This is a genomic window from Cupriavidus sp. BIC8F (assembly GCF_032465815.1).
GTDB lineage: Bacteria > Pseudomonadota > Gammaproteobacteria > Burkholderiales > Burkholderiaceae > Cupriavidus > Cupriavidus necator.
Genome location: NZ_CP136094.1, coordinates 530,740 through 550,012, shown reverse-complemented (window position 1 = coordinate 550,012; position 19,273 = coordinate 530,740). Strand labels below are relative to the sequence as shown.

Annotated in this window: 17 protein-coding genes; 11 read left to right on the top strand and 6 right to left on the bottom strand. The window is 64.5% G+C overall.

Annotated features, from left to right (window positions below):
- Positions 1 to 72: 72 nt before the first annotated feature.
- Both nadA and nadC read left to right on the top strand, forming a co-directional pair.
- Positions 73 to 1,227 (top strand): quinolinate synthase NadA, encoded by a 1,155-nt coding sequence (gene nadA / locus RS901_RS02515; protein ID WP_316151359.1) that lies wholly within the window; start codon positions 73 to 75, stop codon positions 1,225 to 1,227.
- Positions 1,224 to 2,087, top strand: coding sequence for a carboxylating nicotinate-nucleotide diphosphorylase (gene nadC / locus RS901_RS02510; RefSeq protein WP_114133705.1), 864 nt, complete (start codon positions 1,224 to 1,226; stop codon positions 2,085 to 2,087). Before nadA ends, nadC begins: the two co-directional genes overlap by 4 nt.
- Before the next feature lie 73 nt (positions 2,088 to 2,160).
- Here nadC and nadB read toward each other — a convergent pair whose 3' ends face one another.
- The 4 genes from nadB to radC all read right to left on the bottom strand — a co-directional run bounded on the left by nadB (position 2,161) and on the right by radC (position 5,227).
- Positions 2,161 to 3,753 (bottom strand): L-aspartate oxidase, encoded by a 1,593-nt coding sequence (gene nadB / locus RS901_RS02505; protein WP_316151357.1) that lies wholly within the window; start codon positions 3,751 to 3,753, stop codon positions 2,161 to 2,163.
- 178 nt (positions 3,754 to 3,931) lie between these two features.
- Complete coding sequence (rpmG, locus tag RS901_RS02500; protein WP_010814980.1) at positions 3,932 to 4,102, bottom strand: 50S ribosomal protein L33; 171 nt, start codon at positions 4,100 to 4,102, stop codon at positions 3,932 to 3,934.
- A gap of 13 nt (positions 4,103 to 4,115) precedes the next feature.
- Complete coding sequence (rpmB, locus tag RS901_RS02495) at positions 4,116 to 4,349, bottom strand: 50S ribosomal protein L28 (protein ID WP_006575661.1); 234 nt, start codon at positions 4,347 to 4,349, stop codon at positions 4,116 to 4,118.
- A gap of 191 nt (positions 4,350 to 4,540) precedes the next feature.
- The gene (gene radC / locus RS901_RS02490) at positions 4,541 to 5,227 is read right to left on the bottom strand and encodes a RadC family protein (protein WP_316151320.1); all 687 of its coding nucleotides are present in this window, start codon (positions 5,225 to 5,227) and stop codon (positions 4,541 to 4,543) included.
- Between the two features lie 1,157 nt (positions 5,228 to 6,384).
- Between radC and ltrA the strand changes: the two genes are divergently transcribed.
- From ltrA to RS901_RS02450, 8 genes are all read left to right on the top strand, one after another.
- Positions 6,385 to 8,088, top strand: a complete 1,704-nt coding sequence (gene ltrA, locus RS901_RS02485) for a group II intron reverse transcriptase/maturase (RefSeq protein WP_316151319.1) — start codon at positions 6,385 to 6,387, stop codon at positions 8,086 to 8,088.
- 109 nt (positions 8,089 to 8,197) lie between these two features.
- On the top strand, positions 8,198 to 8,686 hold the full coding sequence (locus tag RS901_RS02480) for a peptidylprolyl isomerase (protein WP_316151318.1): 489 nt from the start codon (positions 8,198 to 8,200) through the stop codon (positions 8,684 to 8,686).
- 39 nt (positions 8,687 to 8,725) lie between these two features.
- Positions 8,726 to 9,691 carry a 4-hydroxy-3-methylbut-2-enyl diphosphate reductase gene (gene ispH, locus RS901_RS02475; RefSeq protein WP_316151317.1) on the top strand — a complete coding sequence of 322 codons (966 nt, stop codon included), beginning with the start codon at positions 8,726 to 8,728 and terminating at the stop codon, positions 9,689 to 9,691.
- Between the two features lie 569 nt (positions 9,692 to 10,260).
- Complete coding sequence (locus RS901_RS02470) at positions 10,261 to 11,463, top strand: branched-chain amino acid ABC transporter substrate-binding protein (protein ID WP_316151315.1); 1,203 nt, start codon at positions 10,261 to 10,263, stop codon at positions 11,461 to 11,463.
- Positions 11,464 to 11,679: 216 nt separating this feature from the next.
- The gene (locus tag RS901_RS02465) at positions 11,680 to 12,615 is read left to right on the top strand and encodes a branched-chain amino acid ABC transporter permease (protein WP_316151313.1); all 936 of its coding nucleotides are present in this window, start codon (positions 11,680 to 11,682) and stop codon (positions 12,613 to 12,615) included.
- A 13-nt stretch (positions 12,616 to 12,628) separates the two neighbouring features.
- Entirely contained in the window at positions 12,629 to 13,786 is a 1,158-nt protein-coding gene (locus tag RS901_RS02460) for an ABC transporter permease subunit (protein ID WP_316151312.1), read from the top strand.
- A 15-nt stretch (positions 13,787 to 13,801) separates the two neighbouring features.
- Positions 13,802 to 14,578, top strand: coding sequence for an ABC transporter ATP-binding protein (locus tag RS901_RS02455; protein ID WP_316151311.1), 777 nt, complete (start codon positions 13,802 to 13,804; stop codon positions 14,576 to 14,578).
- Between the two features lie 14 nt (positions 14,579 to 14,592).
- Positions 14,593 to 15,309 carry an ABC transporter ATP-binding protein gene (locus RS901_RS02450; protein WP_316151309.1) on the top strand — a complete coding sequence of 239 codons (717 nt, stop codon included), beginning with the start codon at positions 14,593 to 14,595 and terminating at the stop codon, positions 15,307 to 15,309.
- A gap of 227 nt (positions 15,310 to 15,536) precedes the next feature.
- Here RS901_RS02450 and RS901_RS02445 read toward each other — a convergent pair whose 3' ends face one another.
- Entirely contained in the window at positions 15,537 to 16,724 is a 1,188-nt protein-coding gene (locus RS901_RS02445) for an acetylornithine transaminase (protein WP_114132821.1), read from the bottom strand.
- A gap of 284 nt (positions 16,725 to 17,008) precedes the next feature.
- Entirely contained in the window at positions 17,009 to 18,073 is a 1,065-nt protein-coding gene (locus tag RS901_RS02440) for a CDP-6-deoxy-delta-3,4-glucoseen reductase (RefSeq protein ID WP_316151306.1), read from the bottom strand.
- A 9-nt stretch (positions 18,074 to 18,082) separates the two neighbouring features.
- Here RS901_RS02440 and RS901_RS02435 point away from each other — a divergent pair, with 9 nt between their 5' ends.
- Positions 18,083 to 19,090 carry an NAD-dependent epimerase/dehydratase family protein gene (locus tag RS901_RS02435; protein ID WP_316151304.1) on the top strand — a complete coding sequence of 336 codons (1,008 nt, stop codon included), beginning with the start codon at positions 18,083 to 18,085 and terminating at the stop codon, positions 19,088 to 19,090.
- The last annotated feature ends 183 nt before the right edge of the window (positions 19,091 to 19,273 follow it).

Genomic DNA, 19,273 nt, shown 5'->3' with positions numbered 1-19,273 from the left:
GTTTTAGATAAACTCCCCAATATTCTGGCCGGGCCGCACCCTTGCTGGCGGAGGTCTAGAGGAGTACCGGAGATGACCCCACAATCGATCAAGACCGTCGAGTTCGAAAAGCCGAACCTGGCGGATGCCGAAAACGCCACTGGCGGTAGCTGCGTGGCCCATGCCTGGGCCAAGGTGCCGCCGGTGCTGACGCCCGATGAGCGCCAGTCCCTGAAGGCACGTATTCGCCGCCTGCTCAAGGAGCGCAATGCTGTGCTGGTGGCGCACTATTACGTCGACGCCGACCTGCAGGACCTGGCCGAGGAAACCGGCGGCTGCGTTTCCGACTCCCTGGAAATGGCCCGTTTCGGCCGCGACCACGAGGCCCAGACTCTGGTGGTGGCGGGCGTGCGCTTCATGGGCGAGACCGCCAAGATCCTGAGCCCCGAGAAGACCGTGCTGATGCCGGACCTGGACGCGACCTGCTCGCTCGACCTGGGTTGCCCGGCCGACGAGTTCGCCGCCTTCTGCGATGCGCACCCGGACCGCACCGTGGTGGTCTACGCCAACACCAGCGCCGCGGTGAAGGCGCGCGCGGACTGGATGGTGACCTCCAGCATCGGCCTGAAGATCGTCGAGCACCTGCACGCGCAGGGCAAGAAGATCCTGTGGGCCCCGGACAAGCACCTGGGCGGCTATATCCAGAAGCAGACCGGTGCCGACATGCTGCTGTGGCAGGGCTCGTGCCTGGTGCACGACGAGTTCAAGGGCATCGAGCTGGACCTGCTGCGCCGCGAATTCCCCAACGCCAAGATCCTGGTGCACCCGGAATCGCCGGAAAACGTGGTGGCGCAGGCCGACGTGGTCGGCTCCACCTCGCAGCTGATCGAGGCCGCGCAGAAGCTGGACGCGACCGAGTTCATCGTCGCCACCGACAACGGCATCCTGCACAAGATGCGCATGGCGGCGCCCGGCAAGCACTTCATTGAAGCGCCCACGGCCGGCAACAGCGCCACCTGCAAGAGCTGCGCGCACTGCCCGTGGATGGCCATGAACGCGCTCACCAACCTGGCCGAGGTGCTGGAAACCGGCCGCAACGAGATCCATGTCGACCCGGTGACCGGGCGCCAGGCCGTGACCTGCATCAACCGCATGCTGGACTTCGCCGCCGCGCAGAAGCGCAATGTGCGTCCGTCGGCAGACCTGGCCAAGGAACAGGCGCTGTTCCAGGGGATCGGCCCGGCATGAGCGTGAACCCGATTTTCGACAGCTACGGCCCGGCGCTGCAGGCAGCGCTGCAAGCCAATGTGCAGGCCGCCATTGCCGAGGATGTCGGCAGTGGCGACCTGACCGGCCTGCTCGTGCCTGCTGCCAAGGCGGCGCGCGCGCGCGTGATCGTGCGCGAGTCCGCAGTGCTGTGTGGCCAGCCGTGGTTCGATGCCTGCATGCGCGCGGTCGACCCGGCGCTGGAAGTGCGCTGGCTGCAGCAGGAAGGTGCCCGCATGGCGCCCGATTCGGTGGTCTGCGAGATCACCGGTCCGGCGCGCTCGCTGCTGACGGCGGAGCGCCCGTCGCTGAATTTCCTGCAGCTGCTGTCGGGCGTGGCCACTGCCACGCGCCGCTATGCCGACCTGATCGCCGGCACCCGTGCGCGCGTGCTGGATACGCGCAAGACGCTGCCGGGCCTGCGCCTGGCGCAGAAGTACGCGGTCCGCATCGGCGGCGGCGAGAACCAGCGGCTGGCGCTGTACGACGGCATCCTGATCAAGGAAAACCATATCGCCGCGGCTGGCAGCATCAGCGCGGCCATGCAGGCGGCGCTGGCGCTGGATACCAGGGCGTCGGTGCAGATCGAGGTGGAAACGCTGGCCGAGCTGGAAGAAGCGCTGGCGGCCGGAGCGAAGTCGGTGCTGATCGACAACTTCACCGTGCCGATGATGCAGGATGCGGTCAGGCTCAACCGGGGCAGGGCGCTGCTGGAGGTGTCGGGTGGCGTCAATGCCGATACCATCCGCACCTTTGCCGAAACCGGCGTGGACCGGATTTCGGTCGGTGCGCTGACAAAGGACGTGCGGGCGACGGACTATTCGCTGCGGATCATCGGCTGACGCGTCGCGCGATACCAGAAAAACGGGGTGGGGCCTTGCGGCGCCACCCCGTTTTTCTTTGCCTGGCCAGCGCTCAGCGCTTCCTTGTTGCTGGCGGCTGCATCACCGTCGGCAGCGCCTTGGGCAGTGCATCCGGATAGTCCCGGCTGAAATGCAGGCCCCGGCTTTCATGGCGCGAGTAGGCGCTGTCCACGATCAGCGAGGCCACTTCGACCAGGTTGCGCAGCTCCAGCAGGTCGCTGGTGACGCGGAAGTGGGCGTAGTACTCGGCGATCTCCTCGCGCAGCAGGCCGATGCGGTGCTGGGCGCGCTCCAGGCGCTTGCTGGTGCGCACGATGCCGACGTAGTTCCACATCATGCGGCGCAGCTCGTCCCAGTTGTGCGACACCACCACTTCCTCGTCGGCATCGGAGACGCGGCTTTCATCCCAGGCCGGCAGCGTGATGTCCGGCAGGCCGGCTTTGTCCTTGGAAGAAATGTCCTCGGCCGCGGCGCGGCCGATCACCATGCATTCGAGCAGCGAGTTGGAGGCCAGTCGGTTGGCGCCGTGCAGGCCGGTGCACGCGGTTTCGCCGACGGCGTACAGGTTGCCGATATCGGTGCGCCCGGCGGTGTCGGTGACCACGCCGCCGCAGGTGTAGTGCGCGGCCGGCACCACGGGAATCGGCTCGCGCGTGATGTCGATGCCGAACTCCAGGCAGCGCGCGTGGATGGTCGGGAAGTGTTCCTTCAGGAAGGACTCGGGCTGGTGGCTGATGTCCAGGTAGACGCAGTCCAGGCCGCGCTTCTTCATCTCGAAGTCGATCGCGTGCGCCACCACGTCGCGCGGTGCCAGTTCGGCGCGCGCATCGTGTTCGGGCATGAAGCGGGTGCCGTCGGGCAGCTTGAGCAGGCCGCCTTCGCCGCGCACCGCTTCGGAGATCAGGAAGGACTTGGCGTAGGGGTGGTACAGGCAGGTCGGGTGGAACTGGATGAATTCCATGTTCGACACCCGGCAGCCCGCGCGCCAGGCCATGGCGATGCCGTCGCCGGTGGCCGTATCCGGGTTGGTGGTGTACAGGTAGACCTTGCCGGCACCGCCCGCGGCCAGCACGGTGTGCGTGGCGGTGAGGGTATGCACCGCGCCGGTGCTGTCGTCCAGCACGTACAGGCCGTAGCAGCGGTTGCCCGGCAGGCCCAGCTTGTGCGAGGTGATCAGGTCGATCGCGAAGTGGTCTTCCAGGATGGTGATGTTCGGATGCTGCGTCGCCTGCTGCAGCAGCGTGCTGACCACGGCGTGGCCGGTGGCGTCGGCGGCGTGGATGATGCGCCGGCGGCTGTGGCCGCCCTCGCGCGTCAGGTGGAAGCCCAGTTCGGCCTGCTCGTCGCGTGTGAACGGCACGCCGCGATCGATCAGCCACTGGATGGCCTCGCGCCCGTGCTCCACGATGAAGCGCGTGGCCTCTTCGTCGCACAGCCCCGCACCGGCGACGAGCGTGTCCTGCGTGTGCTCATCATGGCTGTCGCCGGAATCCAGCACGGCGGCAATCCCGCCCTGCGCCCAGTCGCTGGCGCCCTGGGTCATGGCGCGCTTGCTGAGGATGGCCACCCGGTGGGTGTCGGCCAGTTGCAGCGCGACCGTAAGGCCGGCCAGGCCGCTGCCGACGATGGCGACGTCGAAATTCATGATGCAGAGATGCGCCGGGGGCGCTTGGCAGATGGGGGAAACGGGAAAGTCTACACCTGCGCGCCATGCCGTGCATCAGTGCCGTGGGTGGGGTGGTCGCCTATCGCACCAGCACCGCGTGGACAAAACAAAAAGCCCCGCGGCATGGGCGGGGCTTTCTGGCGGGAACCGGGATCAATTACTTGATCTTGGTTTCCTTGTAAGCGACGTGCTTGCGGGCGACGGGATCGAACTTCATGATCTCCATCTTTTCCGGCATGGTGCGCTTGTTCTTGGTGGTCGTGTAGAAATGACCCGTACCTGCGGTCGATTCCAGCTTGATCTTGTCGCGGCCGCCCTTGCTTGCCATGATGTGCTCCTAATTAGACTTCGCCGCGTGCGCGCAGGTCGGCGAGCACGGAGTCGATGCCTTTCTTGTCGATCAGGCGCAGGCCGGCGTTCGAGACGCGCAGGCTCACCCAGCGGTTTTCGGATTCAACGAAGAAACGACGATTCTGCAGGTTGGGCAGAAAACGGCGCTTGGTCTTGTTGTTTGCGTGGGAAACGTTGTTGCCGACCATCGGCGCTTTCCCGGTCACTTGACAGACGCGTGCCATGAAGCACTCCTAAATCTTCTATTCGTGGACAATGTTCGCAACAGATCAACAAAAGGCGCGCGGGCCCGGACTGCAGCGGTTGAGACTTCAGCAAAACGGGCATTATAGACCGGATTCCCTCGCCTAATCAATGCCTTCTATGCTTTGACGTTACCTGGTGTTGCTGCGCTGCCTGTGCCGTGGCGTTGGCGTCACAGCCCGGGCAGACGGTCGCAGCAGTCGGCCAGCGAGCGGATTTCCTGCCCGGCCACGATGAAATGGTCTAGCAGGCGCACATCGATCAGGTTGAGGGTGCGCGCCAGCTCGTGGGTCAGGTGGATGTCGCTCTGGCTGGGCGCGGTGGTGCCGCGCGGGTGGTTGTGCGCCACGATGATTCCGGCCGCATTATGCACCAGCGCCTGGCGTGCCACCTCGCGCGGGTAGACGGCGGTGCGCGTCAGGGTGCCGCGGAACAGCTCCTCGCTGGCCACCATGCGGTTGCGCGGATCCAGGAACAGGCACAGGAAGACCTCGTGCGGCAGCGATGCCAGCGTCAGGCGCAGGTAGTTGCGCACCGCCGCCGGGGAGTCGAAGCCGGCGGGCAGCCGCAGCGATTCGGCCAGCGCGCGCCGTGCCAGCTCCGGAATGGCCTGCAGCTGGGCATACTTGGTCTCGCCCATGCCCCGGACGCTGGTCAGCGCGCGCCCCTCGGCCGCGAACAGGGCTGTCAGCGAGCCGAAGCGGTGCAGCAGCTCGCGTGCCAGGTCCACGGCACTTTTGCCGGCCGCGCCCACGCGCAGCAAGATGGCCAGCAGCTCGGCGTCGGACAGGGCGGCTGCGCCGCTTTCCAGCAGTTTCTCGCGGGGCCGCTCGCAGGCGGGCCAGTTGGCAATGGTCATGAGCACTCCAGGGTAGTCACGCCGTGATGAGGGTGAGGCCGGGTCCGGGGCGGCGGGCGATGGGCCAGTCGAATACAATACGGGTTGTTGGTGCGACACGCACACTCGTGTCCGTCCGCGTCACGTTAGACGCATCGACCCTGGGAGAGTACTCCCACCTGCTAGTGAAACGAAGCCCACCATAGCTTACGCCGCTAGCGCCTGCTCACTTTTCAGAGTTGTCTGAGAAGCGTTGCTTGCAGTACTGGCCTACCAGCCAGTGCCCGCCCAAAGGCGCGAACCACGCCTTCGGGCGTGGCTCTGTCTGCTCTTCCGAGAGCAGGCAGTGGTTTCACACCAAGTTTGAACGCGGCCACGTCGGCCGCCAAACGCCAAGTGGGCGAATGTCATCTGCCCACAAGGCGGAGCATTTGCATTTCCGGTCCAGTTTGGGCCGGCAGGTAGGGTTCGGGCGGAGCGAAAGCTCTGCGCGCTATGGTTCGATTAAACACGTCCGCGAGGGCGCTTTGATAGAGAACCTGCTATGCGACTAGCAGTAGCCTAGGGAGACATGCGTCACTGGTAACGGTGGGGTGTGAAGCTTTCCTGACAATGTAGCCCCCGAAAGGGTGCCAGGGGACCGCGAGGTCCTCGGGTAGAGACTCCGAGCAGCAACGGGGTCGAGGAGCTAGGCTGGCTGGTATGGGTAACGGAAGTGAACTGCTGATAAACGTCGTGAGTATTGCGGTGCCAAAGCTGCTGACAGGCACTAACCAAAACGGTATTTGGTCGGTTGCTCCGCTCAACATTCGGAGCACGTCGTCACTTGACCATCGGCGAATAGGCAGACCCTAACCCGGTCTTGTAGCGTGCAGGGAACGTGGTAAGCCCGTACGGCTGCCCGAGCGCAGTGTGGCTCAGGCAGGCGGACCGTAAGGAACGCTGTTGGCTGTGCGGGTATGGGAGGTTGGAGGAAGCGAACGCCGGGCTGTAATGGCTCGGATAGGGGTTGCAACATCACCTCACGCGAAAGCGGGCAGACTTCCAACTGGTCTTTCGTCGCAGGACGACTGGCTAACCCGCTTGAAACCGAAATTTCTTCCCCTGAGGGGCAATATGCCCCTCAGGGGGCATGTTGTCTCTGCGTTTTGGGGAAGACCTCAAGACAGGAGAGCAGCATGGAAGCATTGATCCGTGAGGATGAATCTGCGCTCTCCGGCGCACCGCAACGCTGGGATGCCATCAATTGGCGCCGAGTGGAACGGAACGTCCGGGCAATGCAGATCCGAATTGCGAAGGCAACACAGGAAGGGGACTGGCGTAGGGTGAAAGCCCTGCAACGGTCTCTGACCCGCTCGTTTTCCGCCAAAGCATCGGCGGTGAAACGAGTGACGGAGAACCAAGGTAAGCGAACGGCAGGCGTCGATCGCGTACTGTGGGACTCGCCTGAAGTCCGGTGGGAAGCCATCGGACGGTTGAAGCGACGAGGGTACAGGCCACTGCCATTGCGGCGGGTCTTTATCCCGAAGGCCAATGGGAAGGAGCGCCCACTAGGCATTCCGACCATGTTGGATCGAGCCATGCAGGCTTTGCACTTGCTGGCGCTGGAGCCGGTGTCCGAGGGGACGAGCGATCCGAACTCATATGGGTTCCGGGTCAATCGTTCTACGGCGGATGCCATGTCCCAGCTATTCGTCAACCTGTCCAGAGGGCACTCGGCCCAATGGGTACTGGAGGCGGATATCAAGGGTTGCTTTGACCATATCAGTCACGACTGGCTGGAGCGCAACGTCCCGATGGACAGAGCAATCCTGCGGAAGTGGTTGAAGGCTGGCGTTGTTTTTCAGGGCCAGTTTCAGGCGACCGAAGCCGGAACGCCGCAGGGAGGCATCATCTCCCCGACGCTGGCAAATGTGGCGCTGAACGGGTTGGAACGGCAATTAGTTGATTCCCTTGTGAAGAAGCTAGGCGTCGCCAACACGCGGAAGCTGAAAGTGAATGTTGTGCGCTACGCGGATGACTTCGTGATCACCGGCAGCACGCCGGAGGTACTTGAGAGCGAAGTGAAACCGTGGGTCGAGCAGTTCCTAGCGATACGGGGACTGACGCTGTCCGCAGAGAAAACGCGGATCGTCAACATAGCTGACGGCTTCGACTTCCTCGGGTGGAATTTCCGGAAGTACTCGGGAACGCTGCTCATCAAGCCGAGCAAGAAGAACGTGCAGACGTTCTATCGCAAGGTGAAGGAGGTCATCAGTGCCAACAAGACGGTGAAGCAGTCCGAGCTGATTCGACTGTTGAACCCGATGCTACGCGGTTGGGCGCAGTATCACCGCGCCGCAGTGGCAAAGGCGGCCTTCAACCGTCTGGGGCACGATATCTTTCGTGCTCTGTGGCGGTGGGCAAAGCGGCGACATCCAGGCAAGAAGGCCGATTGGGTGCGGAAGAAGTACTTCGCTTCAGTCGGTCAGCGCAACTGGGTGTTCGGAACCACGGTAGTGAAAGATGTCGATAGTGAGGTATGGGTTGAGTTGTACTCGCTCGCGAGCACACCCATCCAAAGGCACAGGAAAGTCAAAGGGGAATACAACCCCTTCGATCCGGCGCAGGAGGTGTATGGCGAAACATTGCGACAGGAGCGGCTGCTGGACAGCATGGCGCATCGAAAGCAGTGGATTAAGCTGTACATGTCTCAGCGAGGCTTGTGTGCTCTGTGTCAGTGCAAGATGACCAAGGAGACTGGGTGGCATGACCATCACATCGAGTACCGCATGCGCGGTGGCTCTGATGCTCTGAGGAATCGCGTGCTGTTGCATCCGAACTGTCACGTCCAAGTGCATAACCACGGCCTCTCTGTTGTAAAGCCGGTGCCATCGATTTGATGGTATTTTGAGAAGGCTTGAGCCGTATGCGGGGAAACCCGCACGTACGGTTCTTAGGGGGGAGTGGGCCAGTGATGGCCTGCTCCTACCCTCCACTGGTTGATCACCCATGAATTTGCAAACTTTCGCGTCGGAAACCGACGGCGGCACGGCTGGCCGCAAGACTGTCCAGGCTGAATCTTTCCTGACCCTGCACTACAGCATCGCGCTCGAGAACGGCACCGAGGTTGTCAGCACGTTCGAGGAGAAGCCCGCCACGCTGCTGCTCGGCCAGGGCCAGTTCGCGCCGACGCTGGAGCAGGCGCTGCTCGGCATGCCCGAAGGCGAGCGCATGACCTACCGGCTGGCGCCGGAGCAGGCCTTTGGCCCGCGCAACCCCGAACTGCTGCAGTGGGTGTCGCTGGCCACGCTGCGCGAGAACAGTTCGTTCGAAGAGGACTACAGCCCGGGCGACCTGGTGGAGTTCAACGCGCCCGGCGGCGGCAAGTACGCGGGTGTGCTCAAGGAGATCGGCGAGACCGCTGCGCTCTTTGACTTCAACCATCCGCTGGCCGGGCAGACCATCCTGTTCGACGTGCAGCTGATCGGCATTCTCTGAGCGCGCCGCACGTGTGCCGAACCATCCTGATACCGCAGCATGCCTGACCTGACCCTCGCACCCGACGCAGAAATCCTGATGGCGCAGCCGCGCGGCTTCTGTGCCGGCGTGGACCGTGCCATCGAGATCGTCGAGCGTGCGCTCGAGCGCTTCGGCGCGCCCATCTACGTGCGCCACGAGATCGTCCACAACGCCTATGTGGTGGCCGACCTGCGCCGCAAGGGCGCGGTGTTCGTGCGCGAGCTCGACGAGGTGCCCGCGGGCGCCACCGTCATCTTCAGCGCCCACGGCGTGTCGCGCGAAGTGCGCGCTGACGCCGCCGCGCGCGGGCTGCACGTGTTCGATGCCACCTGCCCGCTGGTGACCAAGGTGCATGTCGAGGTGAGCAAGATGCGCGCCGAGGGCTGCGAGATCGTGATGATCGGGCATCGCGGCCATCCGGAAGTGGAGGGCACCATGGGCCAGGCCAGCGGCGGCATGCTGCTGGTGGAGTCGGTGGCCGACGTCGCCACGCTGCAGGTTGCCGACCCGTCGCAGCTGGCCTACGTGACCCAGACCACGCTGTCGGTGGATGAGACCCGCGAGATCGTGGCCGCGCTCAAGGCGCGCTTCGCGCAGATCCGCGAGCCCAAGAAGCAGGACATCTGCTATGCCACGCAGAACCGCCAGGACGCGGTGAAGTTCATGGCGCCGCAGGTGGAGGTGGTGATCGTGGTGGGCAGTCCCAACAGCTCCAACTCCAACCGCCTGCGCGAGCTGGCCGAGCGCCTGGGTGTGCCGGCCTATATGGTGGATGCTCCCGAGCAGGTGCGCCCCGAATGGATCGCCGGCAAGCGCCGCATCGGCCTGACCGCCGGCGCTTCGGCGCCCGAGGCGCTGGCCCAGTCCATCGTCGAGCGCCTGCGTGAGCTTGGCGCGCGCCAGGTGCGCCCGCTTGACGGCATCCAAGAGAACATGGCCTTCCCGCTGCCGCGCGGGCTGCTGCCGGCCAGCGCAGCCGCCTGACCGGCGCGGGCCGTGCCCGCCTGCCAGCCTTGCCTTGAACAAAAGGGCGCCGCTTGATGCGGCGCCCTTTGTCTTTGGTGCGCCCGAATTGCAGCCGGCCGGTGCGAATAATGCACGAGGATGGTGCCGGTAATAACATGGCTGTCCTGCTGACCAGACAAATCAGGGTAATCCCCGGGTCTGGGGTTTTCCCTATTATGGTGCGGCGCTACATTCTGCACATTAGAGATGGGCGCAACTGAATTTAAATGGAACACCTAATTAATAAAGGCGCATTATATGTGGTGCTGGCGATGCTTATACGCCTCATCGGGCGGCGCAGGCACGATTCTTGTAAGTAGGTGAGGCGGCCGCGTCATGTGAGCGGGAATTGCCGCAATCTGTGCATTGGGGAAATTCCCTAGCTCATTTGGCCGGTAAATGGTTAAGGATGTTGCGTCGCGTATTGCATCAACTAAGAAAGGGGATACAATGCGCGCGTTTCAAATTGAAACTAAACAAAGGCGGTCCAGGGAAACGTCCGGGAGGCGTTGAAAATCCCTGTCTTCGTGAATCCTAGGAGATCACTCATGCAAATCACGTTTGCCAAGATTCTGCCGATTGCGGCCGCAGTGGCGCTGGTTGCAGCTTGCGGCAAGAAAGAAGAAAAGCCGGCCGACAAGGCAGCATCGGCACCCGCGGCAGCCACGGCTCCTGCAGGTGGCGGTGAAGTTGTAGTCAAGATCGGCCATGTGGCACCGCTCACCGGCGGCATTGCGCACCTTGGCAAGGACAACGAAAACGGCGCCCGCCTCGCCGTGGAAGAAGTCAACAAGACCGGCCTGGAAATCGGTGGCAAGAAGATCAAGCTGGAACTCGTCGGCGAAGACGACGCAGGCGATCCGAAGACCGGCACCGCCGTGGCGCAGAAGCTGGTCGACACCAAGGTGGTGGCGGTGGTCGGCCACCTGAACTCGGGCACCTCGATCCCGGCCTCGAAGATCTACAGCGATGCCGGCATCGTGCAGATCTCGCCGTCCGCGACCAACCCCGACTACACCAAGCAGGGCTTCAAGACCACCTTCCGCGTGGTGGCCACCGATGCCCAGCAGGGCCCGGCGCTGGCCAACTACGCCACCAAGAGCCTGCACGCCAAGAGCGTGGCGATCGTCGACGACGCCACCGCCTACGGCAAGGGCCTGGCCGACGAGTTCGAGAAGACTGCCAAGGCAGCCGGCGTGAGCGTGGTGGCGCGTGAAGCCACCAACGACAAGGCCACCGACTTCAAGGCCATTCTGACCAAGATCAAGGGCAAGAAGCCGGACGTCATCATGTACGGCGGCATGGACGCCACCGGCGGCCCGTTCGCCAAGCAGGCCAAGGAACTCGGCATCGGCGCCAAGATCGTCGGCGGCGACGGCGTATGTACCGACAAGGTGGCCGAACTGGCCGGCGACGCGGTCTCCAACATCATCTGCTCCGAGGCAGGTCTGGCGCTGTCGAAGATGGAGAAGGGCGCCGAGTTCGAGAAAAAGTATCAAGCCCGCTTCAATGCGCCGGTGCAGATTTACGCCCCGTTCACGTATGACGCGGTGATGGTCATCGTCGACGCCATGAAGCGCGCCAACTCTGCCGAGCCGGCCGCCATCCTGGTCGAGATGCCCAAGACCAACTACAAGGGCCTGATCGGCAACATCGCCTTCGACGAGAAGGGCGACATGAAGGAAGGCACCATCACGCTGTACGAGTACAAGGACAAGAAGAAGTCCGTGCTTGACATCGTGAAGATGTAATTCGGGCTTACCCGCCCGAATGTATGGACGGCACCGTGAGTACCTTGCGGTGCCGTTATTTTTAGCCTAGCCATATGTAATAGCGCCCTTACCATGGGCGGAACGCGGCAGGCCGCTTACCAGCAACCACCTTACCCACCACACCACTCATAAACACCAACGCCCACCCTGGCATTTACACTATGCCGAGCGGTCGGGGCAGAAGCAGGAGTTTTCATGGATATCTTTATCCAACAGATCGTGAACGGCCTGGTGATTGGCAGCATCTATGCGCTGATCGCACTGGGCTACACCATGGTCTACGGTATTCTTGGCATCATCAACTTCGCCCATGGCGACGTACTGATGATCGGCGCGCTGACCGCCCTGTCAGCCATCCTTGGTCTGCAGAAAATTGCCCCGGGGCTGCCCGAATGGCTGACGCTGGTCATCGCCACGCTGGTCGCCATGCCGGTCTGCGCCTTGCTTTCGTTCACTATCGAGCGGGCCGCCTACCGACCGCTGCGCAATGCGCCGCGGCTGGCCCCGCTGATTACCGCGATCGGCGTTTCCATCATCCTGCAGACAGTGGGGATGATGATCTGGTCGCGCAATCCGCTGACCTTCCCGCAACTGCTGCCTTCCGCGCCGATCGATATCGGCGCGACCGGCGCCACCATCACCGGTAAGGAGATTGCGATCATCGCCATGGCAGTGCTGGTGATGGGAGGCCTGCTGCTGCTGGTCAACCGCACCAAGCTCGGCCGCGCCATGCGCGCCACCGCCGAGAACCAGAAGGTGGCCGGCCTGATGGGCGTCAATCCGAATTTCGTGATCTCCGCCACCTTCATGATCGGCGGCACGATGGCCGCGCTGGCTGGCGTGATGATGGCCACCAACTACGGCAACGCCCACTTCTACATGGGCTTCATCCCGGGACTGAAGGCGTTTACCGCCGCGGTGCTGGGCGGCATCGGCAATCTGGCCGGCGCCATGGTCGGCGGCATGCTGCTTGGCCTGATCGAAGCACTGGGCGCCGGCTACATCGGCGACCTTACCGGCGGCATCTTTGGCTCCAACTACCAGGATGTGTTTGCCTTCATCGTGCTGATCACTGTTCTGGTGTTCCGTCCGTCCGGCCTGATGGGCGAACGTGTTGCCGAGCGCGCCTGAGGAGAGAGAATCCATGAATACCCCGATTCCATCCACGGCGGTGGTTGCAGCACCGTCCAGAGTACCGGCCAAGACCCTGGCCGCGCTGCTGTCCTTCCTGGTGATCGCCATGTGCGCGCCGTTCGTCGTGCAGACGCTGGGCGGCAATTACTGGGTGCGCGTGCTCGACTTTGCAATGCTGTACATCATGCTGGCGCTTGGCCTGAACATCGTGGTGGGCTTTGCCGGCCTGCTCGACCTGGGCTATATCGCGTTCTACGCGGTGGGCGCCTATCTGATGGCCTTGCTGGGCTCGCCCCATCTGGCCAACCAGTTCGAGGCAATCCACGCCCTGTTCCCGCATGGGCTGCACCTGAGCATGTGGTTTGTGCTGCCAATCGCTGTGCTGGTGGCAGCCACGTTCGGCGTGCTGCTTGGGGCACCGACGCTCAAGCTGCGCGGCGACTACCTGGCTATCGTGACACTGGGCTTCGGCGAGATCATCCGTATCTTCCTGAACAACCTGGACCGTCCGGTGAACATCACCAACGGCCCGAAGGGCGTCACCGCGATCGACCCGGTCCATATCTTCGGCTTCGACTTTTCCAAGACGCACGAGATCTTTGGGCTCAAGTTCACGCCGGTGTTCATGTACTACTACCTGCTGGTCGCGCTGGTGATCGTCATTGTGTTCGTCTGCCTGCGCCTGCAGAACTCGCGTATCGGCCGTGCCTTCGTGGCGATTCGCGAAGATGAGATCGCCGCCAAGGCGATGGGCATCAATACCCGCAACATCAAGCTGCTGGCCTTCGCCATGGGGGCCTCCTTCGGTGGTTGCTCGGGTGCCGTGTTCGGCGCTTTCCAGGGTTTCGTCTCGCCCGAATCGTTCACGCTGTGGGAGTCCATCTACGTGCTGGCGATCGTTGTGCTGGGTGGAATTGGCCATATCCCGGGCGTGATCCTGGGCGGCATCTTGCTGGTCGGCTTCCAGGAGCTGCTGCGCGTGGTGGCCGAGCCGGTCCAGCACGCCATCTTCGGTCATGTAGTGGTCGATGCCGAAGTGCTGCGCCAGCTGCTGTTCGGCCTGGCCATGGTGGTGGTGATGCTGTACCGCCCGGCCGGCTTGTGGCCGTCGCCGCGCAAGGAAGACCGGCCGGTGGTGCGCCGTGCCGGCACCGTGGGCCGTTTCTGAGCAAGAGGACGAATAATGAGTAATGACAACTTCCTCCTGTCGGTACAGGGGGTCAACAAGCGTTTCGGCGGGCTGCAGGCCCTGTCGGAAGTGGGCCTGCAGATCAAGCAGGGCGAGATCTACGGCCTGATCGGGCCGAATGGCGCGGGCAAGACCACCTTCTTCAATGTGATCACGGGCCTGTACACACCGGACTCTGGCGAGTTCGTGCTGGACAGCAAGCCTTACCAGCCCACCGCGGTGCATGAAGTGGCCAAGGCCGGCATCGCCCGCACCTTTCAGAACATCCGCCTGTTCGGCGACATGACCGCGCTGGAGAACGTGATGGTGGGGCGCCACGTGCGCACCAAGGCCAATTTGCTGGGCGCGGTGTTTCGCCCGCCCTCGGTGCGGCGCGAAGAAGAGGCCATCGAGGACATGGCGCACGACCTGCTCGACTATGTCGGCATCGGCAAGTACGCCAACTTCACCTCGCGCAATCTCTCCTATGGCCACCAGCGACGGCTCGAGATTGCCCGTGCGCTGGCTACCGAGCCCAAGCTGCTGGCGCTGGACGAGCCCGCGGCCGGCATGAACGCCACCGAGAAGGTCGAGCTGCGCGGCCTGCTCGACAAGATCCGCTCCGACGGCAAGACCATCCTGCTGATCGAGCACGACGTGAAGCTGGTGATGGGCCTTTGCAATCGCATGACCGTGCTCGACTACGGCAAGGTCATCGCGCAGGGCCTGCCGCATGATGTCCAGAACAACCCGGCGGTGATCGAGGCCTACCTCGGCACTACGGCCCACTGACGGGGGAGCTGCAGATGAAAGACACAGTATTGAAGATCTCGGGCCTGAAGGTCGCGTATGGCGGCATCCAGGCAGTCAAGGGCATCGACCTCGAAATCAAGGACGGCGAGCTGGTCACGCTGATCGGCGCCAACGGTGCCGGCAAGACCACCACCATGAAGGCCATCACTGGCCTGCAGGGCTGGGGCGGCGGCGATGTCGAGTACATGGGCAAGTCCATCAAGGGCGTACCCAGCTATGCGCTGCTAAAGCATGGCATGGCGATGGTGCCGGAAGGGCGGGGCGTGTTCGCCCGCATGACCATCACCGAGAACCTGCAGATGGGCGCCTACACGCGCAATGACGAGGCCGGCATCAAGGCTGACATCGACCGCATGTTCGGCATCTTCCCGCGCCTGAAGGAGCGTGCCAACCAGCTGGCGGGCACCATGTCCGGCGGCGAGCAGCAGATGCTGGCGATGGCGCGGGCGCTGATGAGCCAGCCCAAGGTGCTGCTGCTGGACGAGCCTTCGATGGGCCTGTCGCCGATCATGGTCGACAAGATCTTCGAGGTCGTGCGCGACATCTCGGCGCAGGGCGTGACCGTCCTGCTGGTGGAGCAGAACGCGCGCCTGGCGCTGCAGGCCGCGCACCGCGGCTACGTGATGGAGTCGGGCCTGATCACCATGAGCGGGGATGCCAAGCAGATGCTGGACGATCCCAAGGTGCGGGCCGCGTACCTGGGCGAGTAAGGCGCGCGCTGCCGCCTCCCACCCCGCCGCAAGAGGGGTGAGGGAGAGGGCAGGCGCACGCAGGCGCAAGGCCTTTCCCCTTGCCGCGGGGCCCCGCGCAACGCCTGCTCAGGCTGGTGTGCGCGGGTTCTGCGGCGCTGGCTCTCTCCCTCACTCCTCTGCGGCACCGCAATGGAAAAAAGCCTCGCGCGAGCGAGGCTTTTTTTCCGTCTGGCGAATGACCAGGCTCAGGCCAGCTTCTTCAGCAGCGTGCGCAGCATGCCGATCATCTGGTCGATCTCTTCGCGCGTCACGTTCAGCGCCGGCATGAAGCGCAGCAGGTTGGCGCGCGGTGCGTTCAGCAGCAGGCCTTGCGGTGCCATGTCGCGGGCTTCTTCCACCAGTTGCGGGCCGATGTCCTTGCCCAGCACCAGCGCGCGCAGCAGGCCGTCGCCGCGTTCGCCGCCCAGGCCGAACTCGGCCGACAGCGCCAGCAGCTGTTCCCGCAGGTATTCGCCCTTGGCCTTGACGTCGTCGAGGAAGCCCGGCGCGGTCAGCTGCTCGATCACGGCGCTGCCCACCGCGGTCATCAGCGGGTTGCCGTTGTAGGTGCCGCCCTGGTCGCCGGCCTCGAAGCTGGCGACCTCGGCCTTGCACAGCAGCGCCGACAGCGGCACGCCGCCGCCGATGCCCTTGCCCAGCGTCATGATGTCCGGCTCCACGCCCGCCAGCTCGTAGGCGAACAGGGTGCCGCAGCGCCCGCAGCCGGTCTGCACTTCATCGACGATCAGCAGCAGCCTGTGCTTGTCGGCCAGCGCGCGCAGGCCCTGCATGAACTCGCGCGTGGCGGGGATCACGCCGCCTTCGCCCTGCACCGGTTCCAGCATGATGCCGACGGTCTTGTCGGTGATCAGCTTCTCCACCGAGGCCAGGTCGTTAAGCTCGGCGCGCGGGAAGCCCGGCACCTGCGGCGCGAAGATGGTGTCCCAGCCGGCCTTGCCCGACGCGCTCATGGTGGCGAGCGTGCGGCCATGGAAGCTGTGGTCCATGGTGATGATCTCGAAGGCGCCGTCCTTGTGCTTGCGGCCCCATTTGCGCGCCAGCTTGATCGCGCCTTCGTTGGCCTCGGCGCCGCTGTTGGCGAAGAAGACCTTGTCGAAGCAGCTGTGGTCGGTCAGCTGCCGGGCCAGCTTGAGCATCGGCTCGTTGTAGAAGGCCGGGCTCGGGTTGATCAGCCGGTGCGACTGGGCCACCAGCGCGTCGATCATGCCCTGGTTGGAATGGCCCAGGCAGTTCACTGCCCAGCCCTGCACGAAGTCCAGGTATCGCTTGCCGTTGTGATCCGTCAGCCAGGAGCCCTTGCCCTCGGTGAACACGAGCTCGGGCCGGTTGGTGATGTACATCAGGGATTGGACGGGATACTCAGCAAATGCCATGGCGGACTCCAGGGGTCGGCTTTAAACGATGGACGGACGGGCGTAACAACCGGAACAAAAACAAAAAGCCACGGGGATTGCCCGTGGCTCGTTGACATGAACAGACGTAGTCGACGGTCAGCCGCGTGGCACCCCGGTGGGGAGCGACGTACGGAAGCTGCGGCGTCGGTTGAAGGTCATGTGCATGCGGGCAAATATAAGGCGCATGCGCCCGGGTGTCAAAACGAATTTTGGCAGGCCCGGGCATTGTTGCGCTGACGGAACGGCTGGCGGCGGCTTGGGCCTCAGGCCGCCGGGGCCGAGCCGGCCGGGTGCATGTCGGCCTCGGAGGTGAACGAGTCGGCGAAGAACGCGTCCTCGTGGAGCTTGCACTGGCGGGTGAAGTCGCCGCGCGCGGCATTGATCATCACCGGGGCGCCGCAGGCATAGACCTCGTGGTCCGACAGGTCGGGATGGTCGGCGATGACGGCCTGGTGGACAAAGCCGGTGCGGCCTTGCCAGCTGTCTTCAGGCAGCGCGTCGGAAACCACCGGCACGTACCGGAAGTTGGGCAGCTCGCGCGCCCACTGCTCGCACAGCGCGTGCATGTACAGGTCCCTGGGCCGGCGGCCGCCCCAGTACAGGGTCATCGGGCGCTGGATGCCGGTGTAGGCAGCGTGCTCGACGATGGCCTTGATCGGCGCGAAGCCGGTGCCGGAAGCCAGCAGGATGATCGGGGCCTCGGATTCCTCGCGCAGGAAGAAGCTGCCCAGCGGGCCCTCGAAGCGCAGGATGTCGCGCTCCTTCATGGCCGGCTGGCCTTCCCTGGCGCCGAACACGTAGTCGGTGAAGGCGCCGCCCGGCATATGGCGGATATGCAGCTCGATCGGGCCGTCTTCATGCGGCGGCGTGGCGATCGAATAGCTGCGGCGCTTGCCGTCGCGCAGCAGGAATTCCACGTACTGGCCGGCCAGGTATTGCATGCGCTCGGTCGCCGGCAGCTGCAGCTTGATGGCGATCACGTCATCGGCCAGGCGCTCGATCGCGGTTACGCGGCACGGCACCTTCTTGATCGGGATGTCGCCCGCGCCGTGGACTTCGCGGCACTCGATGGTGACGTCCGAGGCGGCGTTGGCGCAGCAGAACAGGGCGCGGCCCTCGGTCCTTTCCTGCGCGGTCAGTGCCGCCGGGGCGTGGTCGCCCTGCACGATGGTGCCTTCGAGCACGCGGCCCTTGCACGAGCCGCAGGCGCCGTTCTTGCAGCCGTAGGGCAGCCCGATGCTGTGGCGCAGGGCCGCGCCGAGGATGGTTTCGTCCGCGGCCACTTCAAACTTGTGGCCGCTGGGCATGACGGTTACTTGATAAGCCATAATCGGTCTATGAGCCAAATTCTGTCGAAGCTGCAGCCCTCGCGCCTCCCACAAGTCCCGCGGCTGCCGGCACCTTCGCGCCGGCTGGGCCGCCCGCGCCTCTTGATCGTCGGCTGCGGGGATGTGGGGACGCGCTGCCTGCGAATCCTGTCGTCGCGCATGCGTGTCTTTGCCGTGACTTCACAGCCGGCCCGCCGCGCTGAACTGCGCGCCGCCGGCGCGGTGCCGCTGGTGGCGGACCTGGACCGGCCGGCCACGCTGGCACGGCTGCACGGGCTGGCCACGCAGGTGCTGAACCTGGCGCCGCCGCCCGGGCAGGGCGAAGGCGATCCGCGCACGCGTGCCTTGCTCGCCGCCTTGCGCCGGGCGGCCTGGCGCAAGGCCAGGACGTCGGCCGGCATGCTTCCCGGCGAGCCCGCCATTCTACCCGACCGGGGCAGGCCCCGCGCTGCGTTTGTCTACGCCAGCACGTCGGGTGTGTATGGCGACCGGCAGGGCGCCCGGGTCTCGGAATTCCACGCCGTGCGGCCCCAGACCGCCCGCGCGCGCCGCCGCGTGGCCGCCGAGCAGGCAGTGCGCGGCTTCGGCCGCGATGCCGGCTGGCGTGCCAGCATCGTGCGCATCCCCGGCATTTATGCCGAAGACCGCCTGCCGCTGGCGCGCCTGCACCGCGGCACGCCCGCGTTGGTGCCGCAGGACGATGTCTACACCAGCCATATCCACGCCGACGACCTGGCGCGCACCATGGTCGCGGCGCTGTTCCGCGGCCGCGCGCAGCGCGTGGTCCATGCCAGCGACGACACCGAACTGCGCATGGCCGACTATTTCGATCTGGTCGCCGACCGTCGTGGCCTGCCGCGCCCGCCGCGGATCACGCGTGGCGAGGCGCGTGAAGTGATCGACAAGACGCTGCTGAGCTTCATGAGCGAATCGCGCCGCCTCGACAACCGCCGCCTGAAACGCGAGCTGCGCCTGCGGCTGCGTTATCCCACCGTCACCTCCTTCTTCGACGCCTGACCGTCTGGCCAGGTGGGCCCGTGCCGCTGGCACGGGGCTTGCTGCCTGAGTGTGTCGTTTTGCTCCTGTCTATACAGCGACACTTCCATCGCCCCGGCCTGGTGCTGGCACCGCAATCCGTGAACCGGGGTGGTGCGAGGTCTGTGGAGGGGTCCCCACTGGAAAGCGCCTTTTAAGGTGTTT

Bases quoted from the DNA above. Each gene is read 5' to 3' on its own strand.
- ispH (WP_316151317.1), top strand. From the start codon at position 8,726: ATGCCTGACCTGACCCTCGCACCCGACGCAGAAATCCTGATGGCGCAG.
- RS901_RS02455 (WP_316151311.1), top strand. From the start codon at position 13,802: ATGAGTAATGACAACTTCCTCCTGTCGGTACAGGGGGTCAACAAGCGT.
- rpmG (WP_010814980.1), bottom strand. From the start codon at position 4,102: ATGGCAAGCAAGGGCGGCCGCGACAAGATCAAGCTGGAATCGACCGCA.
- nadC (WP_114133705.1), top strand. From the start codon at position 1,224: ATGAGCGTGAACCCGATTTTCGACAGCTACGGCCCGGCGCTGCAGGCA.
- RS901_RS02480 (WP_316151318.1), top strand. From the start codon at position 8,198: ATGAATTTGCAAACTTTCGCGTCGGAAACCGACGGCGGCACGGCTGGC.
- RS901_RS02450 (WP_316151309.1), top strand. From the start codon at position 14,593: ATGAAAGACACAGTATTGAAGATCTCGGGCCTGAAGGTCGCGTATGGC.
- RS901_RS02445 (WP_114132821.1), bottom strand. From the start codon at position 16,724: ATGGCATTTGCTGAGTATCCCGTCCAATCCCTGATGTACATCACCAAC.
- radC (WP_316151320.1), bottom strand. From the start codon at position 5,227: ATGACCATTGCCAACTGGCCCGCCTGCGAGCGGCCCCGCGAGAAACTG.
- RS901_RS02460 (WP_316151312.1), top strand. From the start codon at position 12,629: ATGAATACCCCGATTCCATCCACGGCGGTGGTTGCAGCACCGTCCAGA.
- RS901_RS02435 (WP_316151304.1), top strand. From the start codon at position 18,083: ATGAGCCAAATTCTGTCGAAGCTGCAGCCCTCGCGCCTCCCACAAGTC.
- nadB (WP_316151357.1), bottom strand. From the start codon at position 3,753: ATGAATTTCGACGTCGCCATCGTCGGCAGCGGCCTGGCCGGCCTTACG.
- RS901_RS02440 (WP_316151306.1), bottom strand. From the start codon at position 18,073: ATGGCTTATCAAGTAACCGTCATGCCCAGCGGCCACAAGTTTGAAGTG.
- nadA (WP_316151359.1), top strand. From the start codon at position 73: ATGACCCCACAATCGATCAAGACCGTCGAGTTCGAAAAGCCGAACCTG.
- RS901_RS02465 (WP_316151313.1), top strand. From the start codon at position 11,680: ATGGATATCTTTATCCAACAGATCGTGAACGGCCTGGTGATTGGCAGC.
- RS901_RS02470 (WP_316151315.1), top strand. From the start codon at position 10,261: ATGCAAATCACGTTTGCCAAGATTCTGCCGATTGCGGCCGCAGTGGCG.
- rpmB (WP_006575661.1), bottom strand. From the start codon at position 4,349: ATGGCACGCGTCTGTCAAGTGACCGGGAAAGCGCCGATGGTCGGCAAC.
- ltrA (WP_316151319.1), top strand. From the start codon at position 6,385: ATGGAAGCATTGATCCGTGAGGATGAATCTGCGCTCTCCGGCGCACCG.